This is a genomic window from Leptolyngbya sp. FACHB-711 (assembly GCF_014695615.1).
GTDB lineage: Bacteria > Cyanobacteriota > Cyanobacteriia > Elainellales > Elainellaceae > Leptolyngbya_A.
The window spans coordinates 29,074-45,486 of sequence record NZ_JACJOR010000082.1; the positions used below are offsets into that span (position 1 = coordinate 29,074).

Sequence of the window (16,413 nt, forward strand, 5' to 3'; positions counted from 1 at the left end):
ACTTCATGAACGTACGTTAAGCTACGAAAAGTAGGAATTTTTTGACCGAGCTGATTTGACTGGGTTGATTTGACTGGGTTGAACTGAAAGTAGAGATAGCAAGTAGAGTCAGAGCGTTATGCAAACTTCTGTACAGCAACCTGCCCCTCCTTCTGGGCGGCATCAAGTGGTGATTGTCGGTGGCGGATTTGGTGGCCTGTATGCCGCGAAAGCCTTTCGACGTGCCCCCGTCGATGTAACGCTAATCGATAAGCGTAATTTTCACTTATTCCAGCCTTTGCTATATCAGGTTGCAACGGGAAGCCTCTCTCCTGCTGATATTTCCTCGCCGCTTCGCAGCATTTTGAGTCGCCACAGAAATACCCATGTGCTGTTGGAAGAAGTCACTGACATCGACCCGGAACGCCAGGTCGTCATCATGCCGGGCATGGAGCAGCCCTACGACACGCTGATTATCGCCACGGGCGTGAGCCACTTCTATTTTGGGAATGACCAGTGGAAGTCGATCGCCCCCGGACTGAAAACCGTCGAAGACGCGCTGGAAATTCGCCGCAAGATTTTCATGGCGTTTGAAGCAGCCGAAAAAGAAACCGATCCTGAAAGACGGCGGGCGTGGCTCAATTTCGTCGTGGTGGGTGGCGGTCCGACCGGGGTGGAACTGGCAGGCGCAATCTCAGAACTAGCCCATAAAACGCTAAAGGACGATTTTCGCAAGATTGACACCAGCGAGGCACAAATTATTCTGCTGGAAGGAGTCGATCGCGTGCTGCCGCCCTACCCACAGGAACTATCCGAGAAAGCGATGGCGTCGCTGCAAAAGCTGGGCGTGACCGTTCGGACCAAAACCCTGGTTACTCAGATCGACGGCGACACTGTGACGGCAAAAGAGGGCGATCGCATCGAGCAAATCCCGGCAAAAACGGTGCTGTGGGCAGCCGGAGTCAAGGCATCGGGAATGGGCGAAGTGCTGGAAAAACGCACGGGCGCAACGCTCGATCGAGCGGGACGAGTGATGGTCGAACCCGATTTGAGCGTTTCGAACTATCCCAATATTTTTGTGATTGGCGATCTGGCGCACTTTGCTCACCAGGAAGGAAAAGTGCTACCGGGTGTGGCTCCCGTTGCCATGCAGCAGGGGCAGTATGTGGCGAAACTGATTTGGCAGCGACTTCATCAGTTGACTTTGCCGCCGTTTAGCTATTCTGACTTCGGTAGCATGGCGGTGATCGGGCAAAACGAAGCGGTGGTCAATCTAGGCTTTGTCAAATTCACAGGCATTCTGGCATGGCTATTCTGGATGTTCGCTCACATTTACTATCTCATTGAGTTTGATAACAAGCTGGTGGTCATGATCCAGTGGGGCTGGAGCTACTTTACGCGCAAGCGTGGAGCTAGACTGATCACCGGAGAAGCTGACCTATTTGAGGTAGGCATTGATGCCAAAGGCGAGTTCCATGTACCAGAGCATCCAAGGGAGCATCAGAATACACCTGTGAATGTGTAGCCAGCTTGGATACGACTTTTTCAGACTTGAGCGGCTGACTTTTTTAGGCTGAGTCAACAAAAGCACTGGCTTAGGGTAGAGACATGGCGAAAAGGCGTCACTCAACCTAAGGTTCAGGAGAAATTCCATGAGACACACGGTGGATGCAGAAATTGGGGCACCGCTAGCCCGTTTCACCACTCACTTTAATTTCTGTGGTGTTGTGTCAAATTGGTGTTGTGTGACCTAACAGCGGATTGTGAATCCGAACCGCCCTCCGACTCTTCCAATGCTAGGGGAACTTAGTGCTTCTAAGGATTCTAAAGTTCCCCGAAATTGGGAACCCGATTGGGAAATCGCGGGGGCGATGTAAAACTTCTGATGCTTCTCCAACAATTTCTCAGGCTCCCTCCGGGGGGTAAAACACTTCCCTTACCTTTCTATCTTTTGATGCTCCGTGGGCTGCCGGAGGTCTATGAATTGAGGGATTGCGATCGGCTAATGGCTATGCAATGGTAAGAGAAATTACGGAATGTCCGTATCTTTCCCGAGTCGTTGTATTAAAGTTTTATTCCCTAAGGTCGTTTATTATCCCAAGGATTGCCTGTGACTCCCTTACCCCGCTCTAGTTCTTCCTCGATAACGCTTGCTGCTCAAACCCTGGTTTTGAGAATTGACGGGCTCCGTAGCCAAAAAGGTGTGGTTCATCTTGCCGTTTTTGCCAGTGCAGATGGATATCCTAAAGACATCAGCCGTGCCGTGCGATCGGGCAGTTTTGAAGTGGACGAAGCCCTGCTCGAAATTGAGCTGCCGGATTTGCCCTACGGGAAATATGCCGTGACTGTGCATCATGACGAGAATATGGACGGTCAACTGAACTTCAACGCGATCGGTATTCCCCAAGAAGGCATCGGCTTTTCGAGTAATCCTCCAATCTGGCTCGGTGCCCCTTCATTTGAAAAAGCGGCATTTGAGTTTGGTGCAAATCAGTCGATCGTCTCGATTACCATGAAATACCTCTTGAAGTAGCCTCAGTCAGGATATCGAGATTTTGCTGCACGGTTTGCTGAAGCTGGCGTGTAAGCTGGTTGACCGTACTGGTGCGATCGGCACGGTAGGCAGCATAATAATCTTTGAGATTCACAGGTTCACCAATTCGCAGAAATGCCTGTCGATGTCCCTTAGGGGCAGGCTGGTCGATGCCGAAAACTTCGCGCTCTAGGCGGATCAGCGTGTCTAAAAATCTTTCTGGCGTTGGCTTCGCAGCAACATAACCGTCGTAGATCGCATCAAAATTCAACACTCGTCGCCCAGCGCGAAACATTACATCCAGCGCGTCTGCTCCGTCTGCCATCAAAGTATTGTGATGGGCTTCCAGCGTGTTCAGAATTCGATAAACCCGCTCCCGATCTGGTTCTGTAGTGGCTGAGGTGATCTCCAGTTGTTGTTCGCAGCGATCGAGCACTTCGGCTTTGAGCCGGGCAATGCGCTGATTCCAGTCGGCTCCCGGCACAGGCATGAGATTGGCTTCCTGTTCACAGCGATCGATCACCACCGCCCCCACCCGCCGCAGCCGTTCATACACATCGCCCTCCGACGAAATACGTAACGCCTGTTCTAATCGCCTCAGGGTTTGGTGAATCACCGGAGCCATTTTGCCCGTGTAGCGATACTTGAGGCTGATCGGCACAATGCACAAATCTGGAGCTGCCTCGCCCTGCTTCATTTTGCGGCTGATTGCCTGAAGTGCCATTTGCACCGCGCCCGATCGAAACGGCATCACGGTATCATTCTGAAACGAACAGCCGCCTTCGGGGAAAATCACCAGCTTGGTCTTTGGCTGTTGCAGCAGGTTGAGCGTGTAAGCAATGCTGTCGCGATCGGCTAAGCCGCGACGAATCGAATAAGCTCCCAATCGCTGATACAGCCAACCCTGCCAGCCGCGAAACGGTTCATGCGCGGTCAGGTAATAAAACGGTTCCTGAAGCAGCGACGACAGCAAAAAAACCGCCTTCGGATCATCAAACGTCGGATGATTACACACCAGCAAACACGATCGCCCCTTCAGCGTCTCAAGCTGCACCCTCGGATCAGAGCTAATCACCAGTTCCAGCCGATAGCACAATCGAACTATCCAGGGCGCAATTTGCTGAAGCCCTCGCAAGAGCGGGAGATTAATTTGGGCAGGATAAAACGGCTGCGATCGAGGTTTCATGAGCAGACACAGAGACAAACATACCAATTCCTTCCACCCCACGGGAAAGGCTTTTTTCAGTCTAAAGGTGATCTGCAAGACTGGTAGAAATATTCTCTGGATGAGTGCATCTTGCTTGCTTGTTCATCTCATGATTCAGCAACACCATTACTCGTTGAATCGATCGTTAAATCGATCATTGAATTAAACTGAATTACTCGATCGGAAGAGGCTGAGTTGGCAGTTCTGCGGCATTGTGTGACTAGATTCTGTTTTTAACCGTTTTCTAAACAACCTATGAGCCTGAAGCTTCATTTTTTGCGCCACGGGGAAACGACTTACAGCCAAACCGGGGGCTACTGCGGCGAAATTGACCCGGATTTGACAGCGGAAGGACATCTCATGGCAGCTGACTTTGGCAAAGCTTATCAAGACGTGGACTGGGAGGCAATCTACGTTAGCCCGATGCGGCGCACAATCGCCACTGCGAAACCGCTTTGTGATGCGATCGGCATGGAAATGCAGCTTCGAGACGGACTGAAGGAAATTCGCTATGGCAAATGGGAAGGCAAAACTCAGCAGGAAGTGCAATCCGAGTTTCACGATGATTACATCAACTGGTTGACCGAACCCGCTTGGAATCCGCCCACAGGCGGCGAAACTTCGGTGCAAATTGCCAGTCGCGCCTCGCTCGTGATTGCCGAGATCGAAGCAAAGCATACGGGCAATGTGCTGGTGGTTTCCCACAAAGCCACGATTCGGATTTTGCTATGCAGTCTATTAGGCATTGATTTGGGACGCTATCGCGATCGCATTGGTCTGCTGGCGGCTTCGATGAGTGTGGTGAAGTTTAACATTCATGGTCCGATGCTGGAAATTTTGGGCGATCGCTCCTATATGGACAAAACGTTGCGCGATCGACCGGGAACTTGATGCAAAATTAAATCACCGCAGTCCTTCAACCTTCAGCGAATTAGGGGAATCGGTGATGGCAGCAAAATTATCGATCGATTTTGCCCAGGAGCCAGAACAGGGCTACGAGCGCGTCTTTGCCAGGCGACCGCAGCTCACAAATCTGGCGAGGAATTGGAGCGGCATTTACTTTGCCTACGATTACCTGCCGCCCGGTGAAACGCCAGAAGTTTGCACTAAGCAGCACGGCATCGCCATTTTTACCGATATGCCCACTTCGATTCGGGCAGAGCGACGGCTCGACGGGCAGTTTCGGCAGGAAGATGTGCAGGAAGGCGATATGGTGATTACCCCTGCAGGCGTGAGCTGTGCGACCCGGTGGAATCGAGCAGGTGGCGTAATTTTGCTGGGCGTTGAGCCAGTTCGTTTAGCACAGGCAGGGTACGAGTTTCTTGATCCCGATCGGGTTGAGCTAACCCCGCGCTTTGCCACCTCCGATCCCTTAACGCACCAACTGGGACGATCGCTCAAGCAGGCGATTGAGCAAGATGCGATCGGTAACCGTCTTTATGCCGAAACTCTGGAAAACACGCTGATGGTGCATCTGCTCCAGCATTACACGGTTCGTCCGCTCAAGCTGCAAACTGAAGTTGAACGACTGCCACACCACCAGATTCAGGAGGTGATCGACTACATTCACGCCCATCTGGATCAGGATTTGAGCTTGAGTGAACTGGCGAGCGTTGCCCAGATGAGTCCCCACTATTTTGCTCAGCGATTCAAGCAGGCGACCGGCATGAGTCCGCATCAGTTTGTGATTCGCTGTCGCGTCGAACGGGCAAAACAGCTCTTAAAGCAGGGACGATCGATCGCCGAAACTGCCTTGCTGGTCGGCTTTGTCGATCAAAGCCACTTGAATCGCCACTTCAAACGACAATTTGGCATCACCCCCAAAATGCTGCGCTAACCCAATCGATCGCAAAAATCTCCAAAAATCGGAAAAATCTCCAAGATTCCTTTTCTGCTCCTGCTGATACTGAAAGCAGCCTATTCGTTGGAGGTATGAAAAATGCAATCGCTCGATTTTCAAACTAACTTTATTGATTTGCTCAACGGCTTCGGGATTCCCACAGGCACAGCGAAGGCGATCTGGATGCCAATTCCAATGATTTTGATTATTACGTTTGCAACATTGTTCGCGCTGGTCACAACCTGGATGGAGCGCAAAGTCTCGGCGGCAGCTCAGCAGCGAATTGGTCCAGAGTTTATGGGTCCATTTGGCATTCTGGTTCCGATCGCCGATGTCTTAAAACTCCTCACTAAAGAGAACATTTTGGCAAATCGGGTCGATCGCTGGCTATTTACCCTCGCGCCGCTGCTAGTGTTTGTGCCTGTGTTTTTGTCTTATCTGATTGTGCCGTTTGGACAAACGATCGTGATTACAAACCTGGGCATCGGTATTTTCCTTTGGATCGCGCTATCGAGCATTGCGCCGATCGGGCTATTGATGGCAGGCTACGCCTCAAATAACAAATACTCGCTGATTGGGGGACTGCGAGCGGCAGCTCAGTCGATTAGCTATGAAGTGCCCCTTGCGCTGTCGGTGCTGGCAGTGGTGCTGATGTCGAATTCGCTCAGCACGATCGACATTGTGCAGCAACAGTCAGGCTATGGCATTCTGGGCTGGAATGCGTGGCGACAGCCGATCGGCTTACTGATTTTCTGGATCGCGGCACTGGCAGAATGTGAGCGATTGCCCTTTGACCTGCCGGAAGCCGAAGAAGAGCTTGTTGCAGGACACCAGACGGAATATACGGGTATTCGTTTCATGCTGTTTTACGGCACGTCCTACACGCAGCTTGTGCTATCGGGTCTGCTGTTTGCGGTGCTGTATCTGGGTGGCTGGGAGTTCCCGGTTTCGACGGAGGCGATCGTCCAGTGGTTCAACATCTCCTTATCCGCCCCCGTGCAAATTCTGCTGGCAGGCCTGGGCATTGTCACCACGCTGTTTAAGGCATATCTGATGGTGTTTCTCGCAGTCCTGATTCGGTGGACGGTTCCTCGCGTGCGAATCGACCAGATTCTAGACCTCGGCTGGAAATTCATGCTGCCGATTTCTTTAGTCAATCTCATTGCAACTGCGGGATTGAAACTGGCGTTTCCTGCGGCGTTTGGCGGCTAAGATCTAACGGTTCGCCTGGAGCGATCGACTTCCTGATTAGATGTAACCACGCTCAGATTGAAAACGCGCAAAAGCTTCCAGCCGATCGCCCTAAAGCTCATTCACTGGAAGCTTAGATAGAAGCTTATACAGCAGTAAAACTTGTGGGCATTGCTGATCAATGGATGAATTCTGTAAGGGGAGTTTGCAATCCAGCCCTAGCGCAGAACTTCCTATCCGATAATCCAATTTCCATTCAGCAATGCCAATTTGCGAATTGTTCTCGCTTTAGCCCCTGAAATTAACCCTGGGATTAACCCTGAGATTAGGCTTGAGATTAGCCCATGAGAATAACGCGATCGAGCACATGAATAATCCCGTTGTCTGCTTCGATATCAGCAGCAAGCACTGTGGCGTTTTTCACCTCAAACCCATCTGAGCAGTCGATCGGGATAGGCGACCCTTCGATGGAAGTAACCGTGCCCAGTTTCGCCAGGTCTTCTTTCTTGAGCCGACCCGGAACCACATGAAACGTGAGAATCCTTGTGAGCTGTGGAATGTTTTGGACAAGCGTCGTAATTGTTCCGGGCGGGAGCTTGGCGAATGCGTCGTCATTAGGCGCAAACACCGTAAAAGGACCGGGGCTTTTTAGCACATCCACCAGGTTAGCCGCTTGAACTGCGGTGACAAGCGTGTTGAACGAACCAGCACCAACGGCAATATCAACAATGTCTGGCATATAAGAAATGACCTAACTGCGAACAAGAAGGCTGTGATTGACGCATCAGCATCACAATAAAGAACAATACAAAATTTCGAGTAGCCTTTCAAAATAATTTTGAAGGAAAAATCTCAAGAAAGAGCGTTGCAGCGTATTTTTAAGGAGGAAGGGCTGGAGCAATCTTTAATCTTCAACAGCCTCTCGCTCTGTGCTCAGACTGCAAGACGTGCAGCTCTGACCATTACGAGACAACTCTCAATCTAGACTGCTGGAATGGGAATTAAGGGGTTACCTGAACCCAACCCGTCTTCCTTTCAACGTGCAACGCTTATTGGAAGGGAACTCATGTAGTTTCCATTGCGTAATATCTTAACCTTGAAATCTATAGATAAAAATCATTAGTTCAAATATCTATGATAGACTTGGTTCTATAAGGAGCAAGGTTGTTCTTCTGGCTTGACTTCAGGCTAGCGTTGACCGACACCGCTCCTTTTCCGAATTTAAAGCCTCGCCGCTCGATTTTTTTGTCCCCGTTCGTTAGGAGAATTCGCAGTTGATACACGCGACCCTACACCAACTCAAAGTCTTCGAGGCGACCGCCCGCCACGGTAGTTTTACTCGCGCCGCAGAAGAGTTGTTCCTGACACAGCCCACGGTTTCGATGCAGGTCAAACAGCTTACCAAAGCCATTGGTCTACCGTTGTTTGAGCAGGTTGGTAAACGGCTGTACCTGACCGAGGCTGGGCGAGAACTGTTTGGAACCTGCCAGGAAATTTTTCAGCGACTTGAGCAGCTTGAAATGACCGTTGCCAACCTCAAGGGCATGAAACAAGGACGCTTAAGGCTTGCAGTCATTACGACCACCAAGTATTTTATGCCGCGCCTTTTGGGTCCGTTCTGCAAGGAGTATCCCGGCATTGATGTGTCGCTGACCGTTACTAACCACGAGCGCGTCATTGAGCGGCTTGCCAACAACCAGGATGATATCTACGTGATGAGTCAGGTTCCTGAGCATCTCGATATTAAAACTTATCCATTCCTGGACAATCCGCTCGTCGTCGTTGCGCCCCATGATCACCCGCTTGCGAAGGAAAAGCACATTTCGCTGAAGCGTTTGGTCGAAGAGCCGTTTATTATGCGGGAGCCAGGGTCGGGTACACGAGGCGCACTCCAGAAGCTGCTCGATGAACACAAGCTCTCGGTGAAAGTGCGGCTAGAGCTGGGTAGCAATGAAGCGATTAAGCAGGCGATCGCTGGAGGGCTGGGATTGTCGGTGCTGTCTCGCCATACGCTGGCGATGGATGCAACTGCAAACGAACTGGCGATTCTGGACGTAGAAGACTTCCCGATTCAGCGACAGTGGTATGTGGTTTATTTGGCAGGCAAGCAGCTCTCGGTTGTCGCCAACACGTTCCTGGAATACTTGCAGGATGCTGCCCAAAAGCTTTCCCATGCTTACATGGCTCTGCCCTGGCAAGACGGCAGTGAAGAAACCGGCGAAGCGCAACCAGAAGCAGAAGTTTTGCCCGTGTAATCTTATCTTGTGAGGTTATCTGGTTTTAAGCGTGGCGATCGGCGCAAAAACAGGGCAATTCTCCAGTCATTTCATGGGGTGGGCATGGTGCCCACCCTGGCGATCGGGCAAACTCTAGCCTGATTCTCCCTCCACAAAGTCATACTGCACAAAATCATACAAAGCGTGAGCCATCTGTAGCTTGCTGCAAGGCTCCAAAATTTGCTTTCGTCCTGCTCGATCGAGAAAAACCGCCTGATTTCGATCGCTGCCAAAGCCGCTGTCCGTACGATCGACTGGATTAGCTGCAATCACGTCCAGGTTTTTGCGCTGAAGTTTTTCCAGGGCAGGCGGCAGGATATCTCCGGTTTGTGCCGCAAAGCCGATGAGCTTTTGGCGCGGCTGCTTACGCTGGCTCAACTCTGCCACGATATCAGGAACCGCAGCGAGCGGCAGGGTATCGGGAAGCGATCGTTTCGGTAATTTTTCCGGGTGAAATTCGGCAGGACGCACATCGGCAACGGCAGCAGACATGACAATCCAGTCGGCTTGGAGCATGAGCTGCTGCATTTCTCGCTGCATCTCGGCAGCACTTACAATCGGCACAAGTCGGGCTGTCTTAAGCGATGCAAGCAAATTTAGCTCGATCGGGGCATGAACCAGCATTACTGCTGCGCCTCGGTGCAGGGCTGCCAGTGCTAGGGCAACGCCCATCTTTCCCGTCGAGGGATTGCCAATAAAGCGCACCGGATCGAGGTATTCGCGGGTTCCGCCTGCGCTAATCAAAATTTGCTTGCCGCTCAGGTCGCGTTTGCCGCCTGTGACGAGCAGCGATTCTAAATAGGACAAAATTTCGGCGGGTTCTGCCATGCGCCCTTTCCCCACCCGATCGCACGCCAGGATTCCGGCAGTGGGGTCGATCGCGTGATAGCGCAAATCAGTTTGAAGCTGCTGCCAGTTGCGCTGCACGGCTTGCTGCTCCCACATATCGGTATTCATCGCCGGAGCTAGCAGCACCGGACAGGTCGAAGCCAGCACCGTATTGGTTAGCAAATTATCTGCCAAGCCATAAATCAGTTTGCCGAGCGTATTTGCCGTGAGCGGAGCCAGCAAAAACACGTCTGCCCATTCGCCTAGCTCAATATGCAGGGGACGGGGATGGGTCGGCTGCCAGAAATCTGCATCGGTGTAAGCCGGATGACGGGACAGGGTTGCAAGGGTGAGGGGTGAGATAAACTGCTGGGCGCGATCGGTCAGAATTACGCGCACTTCTGCACCCGCTTTTGCCAGTGTCGAAACGACCTCGCACACTTTATAGGCAGCAATACCGCCACCCACGCCAATGAGAATTCGGCGACCTTGAAGCATTGTTAATCTCGCCACAAACCCTTGCAGGGGTGTTCAAAGGATATTAAATCTCCTATCATCGCCCCCTCAATCCTCCAGAAATGGGGACTCTGAAAACCCAGAGGAAAGCCAGGTTTTCCCCATCATTGCAAAACCAGGGGGCGGCTCGGGGATGATGCCTTTTTCTAAGCTTCGTCGTATGCTTCCAGATCCAGCAAATACAAGTAGGGTTCGATCATTTCGGGACGCTGGAAGGCGATCGCTCTCAGCAAATGCCAGTCTTGCAGCCCTTCAAAGGGACTGGTGTATTCGTCCTGCTCCAGCCGGGTTGCCAGCGCAGCCAATTCCGTATCCGTAATCTTCTCGATTTCCTGACGCGAAAAGTGTAATGCTTTCATCTGACCCCTCCGAATTTCCGCATCTGTGCGGGTTGAAGTTGACGTGCGTATCCGCAAAGCCACAGACGCGACTTACCCCTATCCTACTCGCAGACCCCTCCTCCATCGGGGCTATTCAAGCTTATCTTCTATAAAACTTTGCATCCGGCTTAAGACAGACATGGAAATTTCGTGTCCCATCGTGAGTTCTTCATACACAACCGGAAGTCCCAGCTCTGTCAGCCGATCGCGTGCCTGATGCGCTGCCCGTAAAGGAACCACCTGATCCGATCGTCCGTGCATTATCACCACCTGCGGCAGTTTAGCGGCATTAATCGGTTGGGGAAGGTCGATCGGCGCATGGAGATAGCCGCTCAAAATCATGATCGCTGCTAAAGGCAATTGCAGCCCAATATCTAGCGTCATTGCGCCACCTTGAGAAAAACCTGCTAGCACCGTCCGGGAAAGGGGAACCCCGGTTTGAGATTCGAGCGATCGGAGCCAATCAGTCAACTGCTGACGGCTGGCTTGTAGCTCCGCATTCTTTGCAAAATCAGAGCTGCTAGCAAAGGAGTAGTTCGCCGGAAAGTTATACCAGACGCGCCCCGCACCGCCATACGGAAAGGGAAACGGCGCATCGGGAAAGGCAAACTGATAGTTTGGCAAATTCAAATAAGCGGCAACGGCTGCTACATCCTGACCACTTGCGCCCCATCCGTGCAGCCCGACGAGTAATCCTTTTGCAGGTTCTCGTTTTGCCGGAACCAAAATTGCTTGCAGCGTCATCCTGTTTATGCGGTAAAGGTTTATCTTATGCGGTGAAAGTTTATCAAAAAAAGCGTGGATGGGGGATGGGGAAAAGGGGAGATGAGGGATTAGGTGGCATCGGCGCGCTTCGCAAACGCAAGTCTCAGCAAGAAGCCGTAACGAAATACAACCAGCCCCCTAACCCAAATCACTGCCCTAACCCATAAACCCTTCAACTCCAACCCCCACTCATCCACTCCGCCACCCCTCAATTCATCTACCCTTCCCTCCACCTCCGTACTATTCTGAATAAGGCGATCGATAAAGAGTAGAAGTCATGGCACGGTTTGCATTGCTGAGCGTTTCGGACAAATCAGGGTTGGTGGATCTGGCTCGATCGCTTGTCGAAGAATTTGAATTCAGCATTATCAGCAGTGGTGGCACGGCGCAAACGCTGAAGGATGCGGGAATTCCCGTGACGAAAGTTTCAGACTACACAGGGTCGCCAGAGATTTTGGGCGGACGGGTAAAAACGCTGCATCCCCGCATTCACGGAGGCATTTTGGCGCGGCGCGATGTGCCTCAGGATGTCACCGATCTGGCAGCAAATGGGATTAATCCGATCGATCTCATCGTCGTCAACCTGTATCCGTTTCAGCAGACGATCGCGAAACCGGGCGTAACCTTATCGGAGGCGATCGAGCAAATTGACATTGGCGGTCCGGCGATGGTGCGAGCCTCAGCGAAAAACTTTGCCCATGTGACGATTCTCTGCAATCCCAATCAGTACGGCGATTATCTAGAGGAACTGCGGCAGAACGGCACTCCGTCGATCGCGTTTCGGCAGAGCTGTGCGCTGCAGGCGTTTGAGCATACCTCAGCATACGATCGGGCGATCGCAGATTACTTGAGTCAGCAGAGCCAGCAAGAAGAAGCTCCGTCTGCCAGTTTGCCTAACCTATTCAGCCTCAACGGACAGAAAGTGCAGGAATTGCGCTACGGCGAGAATCCGCATCAGCCTGCGGCGTGGTATCAGACTGGGGGAAGTGCGAGCGGCTGGGCAGCGGCGGAGAAGTTACAGGGCAAGGAGCTGAGCTATAACAATCTGGTCGATCTGGAAGCAGCGCGGCGGATTGTGGCAGAGTTTCCCGATTCGGAAGCGGCGGCAGTAATTATCAAACACACCAATCCCTGTGGCGTGGCGTTAGGCGGTTCGCTGGTAGAGGCTTACACAAAAGCATTTAACGCCGATTCGACTTCTGCATTTGGCGGCATTGTGGCTCTAAATCGATCGATCGACGGAGCCACCGCAAACGAACTTAAGAAGACTTTCCTCGAATGTATTGTGGCTCCAGGCTGTGATGCAGAAGCGGCAGAGATTTTGGCAACCAAGTCAAATCTGCGGGTGTTGGTGCTGCCGGATTTGAGCCGGGGTGAAAAGGAACTGGTGCGTCAGATTGCAGGTGGATTTCTGGTACAAACGGCAGACGATCAAATTGCCAATCCTGCCGACTGGAAAATTGTTACCGATCGCCAGCCCACCGAGTCGCAGCTTGCCGAGCTATTGTTTGCCTGGAAGGTTTGTAAGCACGTTAAATCAAACGCCATTGTGATCACCCACGATCGCACTACGCTTGGAGTCGGCGCAGGACAAATGAATCGCGTTGGGTCGGTGAAAATTGCGCTGGAGCAGGCAGCAGACAAAACCAAAGGCGCAGTGCTGGCTAGCGATGGCTTCTTCCCGTTTGATGACTCGGTGCGAACGGCAGCGGCAGCAGGCATTGAGGCGATCGTTCAACCAGGGGGCAGTATGCGCGATGCAGATTCGATCGCAGCAGCAAATGAATTGGGCATTGTTATGGTGTTGACGGGAATGAGACACTTCTTGCACTAAGGTTACGCGCTATGCCAGAATTTCAGGATTTGCCGGAAATCGTCAAAGTCACGCTGCTTCTGTCAGGAGGGCAGCAGTACCAGGTCGCCATTCAGTCTGAGAATCCTTTGCTGGAGCAATTGTTTGAAGTGCTGGCAGATTGGGAAGGCAAGCGGGTGCGGCGGCTGTTTCAGGTCCCGCTCAATCAGGGACAGGCAGTGTTGGCGTTTCCGTGCGATCGACTGGTGGGCATGGTGACCGAGCCGCCGATCGTGATGCAAACCCAGAGCGTGACCCCTGTTCCGGCTGGCATTCCGCGCTTTTCAGATGGCGTTTTACCGTCCGAGTCCGTTCAGGTTGATGACTTCCTTTCGCCAGAAGAACATCAGATGCTGCTCAATTACGTTCTGGAGCGCGAAGCAGAATTTGTAAGCACCACGACTTCAACCGGAGATGAAAGTTATCGCCAGTCGGTTGTGCTGTACGATTTCCCTGAAGTTCACAGTTTCATCACCGATCGCATTCGCTCGATCGTTCCCGATGTCATCAAAGCACTCGGTCTTCCACCATTCACCGCTCAGGATATCGAAGCGCAAATTACCGGACACAATGACGGCAATTATTACCGCATCCACAACGACAATGGCAGTCCTGACACTGCTACCCGCGAACTCACCTATGTCTACTATTTCTATCGTCAACCCAAGGCTTTTTCCGGCGGAGAGCTATTAATTTACGATAGCCGCATCGAAGATAATTTCTTTGTCCAGGCTGACACCTTCCAGACGATCGATCCCAGGAATAACAGCATCGTTCTGTTCCTCAGCCGCTATATGCACGAAGTGTTGCCTGTGCGCTGTCCTTCGCGATCGTTTGCGGATAGTCGATTCACGGTAAACGGCTGGATTCGTCGGTAGAATTTGCTGAACCACATCCATAGACCCGCATCCTAAATCGATCGCAGTTCCGCAAACAATCGCGCTACTTTTTGCAAATCCTTCTGACCGGGAGAATGCTCAAGACCGCTCGATAAATCGATTCCGTCTGGACGGGTGAGCCGCAGTGCATCGCGCACGTTATCGGGGGTGAGTCCGCCCGCAAGGAGCCAATTGCACATCGGACGGAAGGTTTGCAGGGTTGACCAATCGATCGTTTGACCTGTGCCGCCCAGCATTCCTGGATGGTAGGCATCGAGCAGGAGCGTTTCGACACAGGTTTGATAAGCTTCTGCCTGTTCCAGGTCTGCTTCTGTGCGAATTCGTAGTGCCTTGATTAGCTCGATTATCCCAAATTTGTTTTTGCAGGCATCGCGCAACCGATGACAAAATTCGGGCGATTCGCTGCTGTGAAGCTGTACCACGTTAAGCCGCCCGATCGCCACCACTTGCAGAATTTCTTCGATCGACGCATTGGCAAAGACCCCAACGCGATCGACTGTGCAGCCTTCAGGCAAATCATCGACCACAGCGCGAATCTGTTCCGGCGTGACGTAGCGCGGAGACTGCTGCACACAGATAAACCCGATCGCCGTTGCTCCCATTTGAGCGATTGATCTTCCTTGTTCCGGGTCAGTAATTCCGCAAATTTTGACGCGCATAATTTCTAGAATTTCTAGAGTCTTGATTATAAATTCTCGATCGCCACAGGTTCGATCGTCTCCGCCAGGTCAAAGCCAAACACCCGCGAATAAAAATACAGTTCGCCGTCGAGGGCACGTCGGATATTTTCGGCTTTACGGAAGCCGTGCTGCTCGCCCTCAAACAGGACATACGCCACGGGTAGCCCTTTTGCCTTCAGTGCGTCCACCATCATTTCTGCTTGGTTGGGCGGCACGATTTTGTCTTCATTGCCCTGGAAAAAGATTACAGGACAGGAGAGGCGATCGACGGCGTAAATGGGCGATCGTTCGTGGTAGAGGGCAACTTCTTCTGGGTATTTGCCGATCAAACCGTCCAGATAGCGCGACTCAAATTTATGCGTATCTTTTGCCAACGCTTCCAGATCGCTCACGCCGTAGTGACTTGCTCCCGCCCGGAAGGTGCTGTGAAATGTGAGAGCTGCCAGCGTTGTATAACCGCCCGCACTGCCGCCATCGATACAGAGCCGATCGCCATCCACCAAGCCCTGATCCACCAGATACTTCGCGCCGTTGATGCAGTCTTCCACATCGACAATGCCCCATCTGCCCTTCAGCCGTTCCCGATACTCGCGTCCGTATCCGGTACTGCCGCCGTAGTTCACATCTAGAATGGCAATGCCGCGACTCGTCCAATATTGAATGCCGGGGCTAAAACTAGCAGAAGTTGCTGCCGTGGGACCACCGTGGATCTTGACCAGCAGCGGCGGTCGTTCTCCATTGGGAGTCTGGAAGTCTTTGTTTTGCGGCGGATAAAAGAAAGCAAACGCTGTCTTTCCTTCTGCCGTGGGAAACTCGATCGCTTGAGGCACAGAAATATAGCCCGGATCAATCTCCAAAGAACTCGATCGCCGCAGTTCTACCGTTTCCCCTGTCGCTAAATTTAATCGGACGATCGCGCTGGGAGCCGCTGCACTGCCGCCCACAAACGCCACAAACCCATCCCCTACCTGCAAACCACCCAGACTGGAATAGGGAATTGGAATTTCTGTGAGTTCAAACGAGGCGGTATCGATCTGTGCCAAATGCTGAATGCCCGATTCTACATAGGTACAAACGAGGCGATCGGCGGAGGCAAAACCATAGTTCGTCATGCGAAACACCCACAGGGGCTGCCCAAACTCCGCCGCCTTCGGACAAATGGGCTGAACTTCTCCCCCCCGCCAACAATACAGATTCCACCAGTTCGATCGATCGCTGACAAAATACAGCGTCCCGTCCGGCGACCATTCTGGCTGAAAAATTGATTCCGTTTCTCCCCCCGCGATAAGCTGCGCCTCGCCCAATGACCCATCCTGGCGAACCTCTGCCACCCAAAGCTGCGTCCCATCCCACGGCATATTCGGGTGATTCCAGCTGAGCCATGCCAGCCGATCGCCTTTTGGACTGAGACGCGGAGCCGCATAAAAATCTGACCCTGAAACGAGAACAGTCTGCGGATTGGAAGAC

At 52.3% G+C, this 16,413-nt stretch carries 15 protein-coding genes; 8 read left to right on the forward strand and 7 right to left on the reverse strand.

The genetic code is table 11. The annotated features are described in order from the left end of the window. Positions 1 to 118 precede the first annotated feature (118 nt). A complete protein-coding gene (locus H6F80_RS02235) occupies positions 119 to 1,504 on the forward strand; it encodes an NAD(P)/FAD-dependent oxidoreductase (protein ID WP_190789982.1) in 1,386 nt (461 codons plus the stop codon). Between the two features lie 585 nt (positions 1,505 to 2,089). Beyond that, complete coding sequence (locus H6F80_RS02240; protein ID WP_190789983.1) at positions 2,090 to 2,512, forward strand: DUF2141 domain-containing protein; 423 nt, start codon at positions 2,090 to 2,092, stop codon at positions 2,510 to 2,512. Here the strand turns inward: H6F80_RS02240 and H6F80_RS02245 are convergent. Beyond that, the gene (locus tag H6F80_RS02245) at positions 2,487 to 3,698 is read right to left on the reverse strand and encodes a lysophospholipid acyltransferase family protein (protein WP_190789984.1); all 1,212 of its coding nucleotides are present in this window, start codon (positions 3,696 to 3,698) and stop codon (positions 2,487 to 2,489) included. The two genes, H6F80_RS02240 and H6F80_RS02245, sit on opposite strands and share 26 nt — an antisense overlap. Positions 3,699 to 3,974: 276 nt before the next feature. On the opposite strand from H6F80_RS02245, the gene H6F80_RS02250 reads away from it, so the two are divergent. From H6F80_RS02250 to nuoH, 3 genes are all read left to right on the forward strand, one after another. Further along, complete coding sequence (locus tag H6F80_RS02250; protein WP_190789985.1) at positions 3,975 to 4,610, forward strand: histidine phosphatase family protein; 636 nt, start codon at positions 3,975 to 3,977, stop codon at positions 4,608 to 4,610. Further along, positions 4,537 to 5,556, forward strand: a complete 1,020-nt coding sequence (locus tag H6F80_RS02255) for an AraC family transcriptional regulator (protein ID WP_242067123.1) — start codon at positions 4,537 to 4,539, stop codon at positions 5,554 to 5,556. The genes H6F80_RS02250 and H6F80_RS02255 overlap by 74 nt, the downstream gene beginning before the upstream one ends. A 102-nt stretch (positions 5,557 to 5,658) precedes the next feature. Beyond that, a complete protein-coding gene (nuoH, locus tag H6F80_RS02260) occupies positions 5,659 to 6,771 on the forward strand; it encodes an NADH-quinone oxidoreductase subunit NuoH (protein WP_190789986.1) in 1,113 nt (370 codons plus the stop codon). A 316-nt stretch (positions 6,772 to 7,087) separates the two neighbouring features. Here nuoH and cupS read toward each other — a convergent pair whose 3' ends face one another. Next, on the reverse strand, positions 7,088 to 7,489 hold the full coding sequence (gene cupS / locus H6F80_RS02265) for a CO2 hydration-associated protein CupS (RefSeq protein ID WP_190789987.1): 402 nt from the start codon (positions 7,487 to 7,489) through the stop codon (positions 7,088 to 7,090). 535 nt (positions 7,490 to 8,024) lie between these two features. On the opposite strand from cupS, the gene H6F80_RS02270 reads away from it, so the two are divergent. After that, on the forward strand, positions 8,025 to 9,005 hold the full coding sequence (locus tag H6F80_RS02270; RefSeq protein WP_190789988.1) for a LysR family transcriptional regulator: 981 nt from the start codon (positions 8,025 to 8,027) through the stop codon (positions 9,003 to 9,005). A gap of 114 nt (positions 9,006 to 9,119) precedes the next feature. Here H6F80_RS02270 and coaBC read toward each other — a convergent pair whose 3' ends face one another. The 3 genes from coaBC to H6F80_RS02285 form a co-directional block, all read right to left on the reverse strand. Further along, positions 9,120 to 10,352: a bifunctional phosphopantothenoylcysteine decarboxylase/phosphopantothenate--cysteine ligase CoaBC gene (coaBC, locus tag H6F80_RS02275; RefSeq protein ID WP_190789989.1), complete on the reverse strand. Its 1,233-nt coding sequence runs from the start codon at positions 10,350 to 10,352 to the stop codon at positions 9,120 to 9,122. A 164-nt stretch (positions 10,353 to 10,516) separates the two neighbouring features. Next, positions 10,517 to 10,729 (reverse strand): protein IsiD, encoded by a 213-nt coding sequence (gene isiD, locus H6F80_RS02280; protein WP_190789990.1) that lies wholly within the window; start codon positions 10,727 to 10,729, stop codon positions 10,517 to 10,519. 111 nt (positions 10,730 to 10,840) lie between these two features. Next, positions 10,841 to 11,494 carry an alpha/beta hydrolase gene (locus tag H6F80_RS02285; RefSeq protein ID WP_190789991.1) on the reverse strand — a complete coding sequence of 218 codons (654 nt, stop codon included), beginning with the start codon at positions 11,492 to 11,494 and terminating at the stop codon, positions 10,841 to 10,843. Positions 11,495 to 11,792: 298 nt separating this feature from the next. Between H6F80_RS02285 and purH the strand changes: the two genes are divergently transcribed. After that, the gene (gene purH, locus H6F80_RS02290) at positions 11,793 to 13,349 is read left to right on the forward strand and encodes a bifunctional phosphoribosylaminoimidazolecarboxamide formyltransferase/IMP cyclohydrolase (protein ID WP_190789992.1); all 1,557 of its coding nucleotides are present in this window, start codon (positions 11,793 to 11,795) and stop codon (positions 13,347 to 13,349) included. 11 nt (positions 13,350 to 13,360) lie between these two features. After that, on the forward strand, positions 13,361 to 14,245 hold the full coding sequence (locus H6F80_RS02295; protein ID WP_190789993.1) for a 2OG-Fe(II) oxygenase: 885 nt from the start codon (positions 13,361 to 13,363) through the stop codon (positions 14,243 to 14,245). A 32-nt stretch (positions 14,246 to 14,277) separates the two neighbouring features. On the opposite strand, the gene H6F80_RS02300 is transcribed toward H6F80_RS02295, so the two are convergent. Together H6F80_RS02300 and H6F80_RS02305 are read right to left on the reverse strand one after the other, a co-directional pair. Next, on the reverse strand, positions 14,278 to 14,925 hold the full coding sequence (locus H6F80_RS02300; RefSeq protein WP_190789994.1) for a phosphoribosylanthranilate isomerase: 648 nt from the start codon (positions 14,923 to 14,925) through the stop codon (positions 14,278 to 14,280). 26 nt (positions 14,926 to 14,951) lie between these two features. Beyond that, positions 14,952 to 16,413 (reverse strand): S9 family peptidase (locus H6F80_RS02305; RefSeq protein ID WP_190789995.1); only part of this gene is annotated, 1,462 nt, incomplete at its 5' end.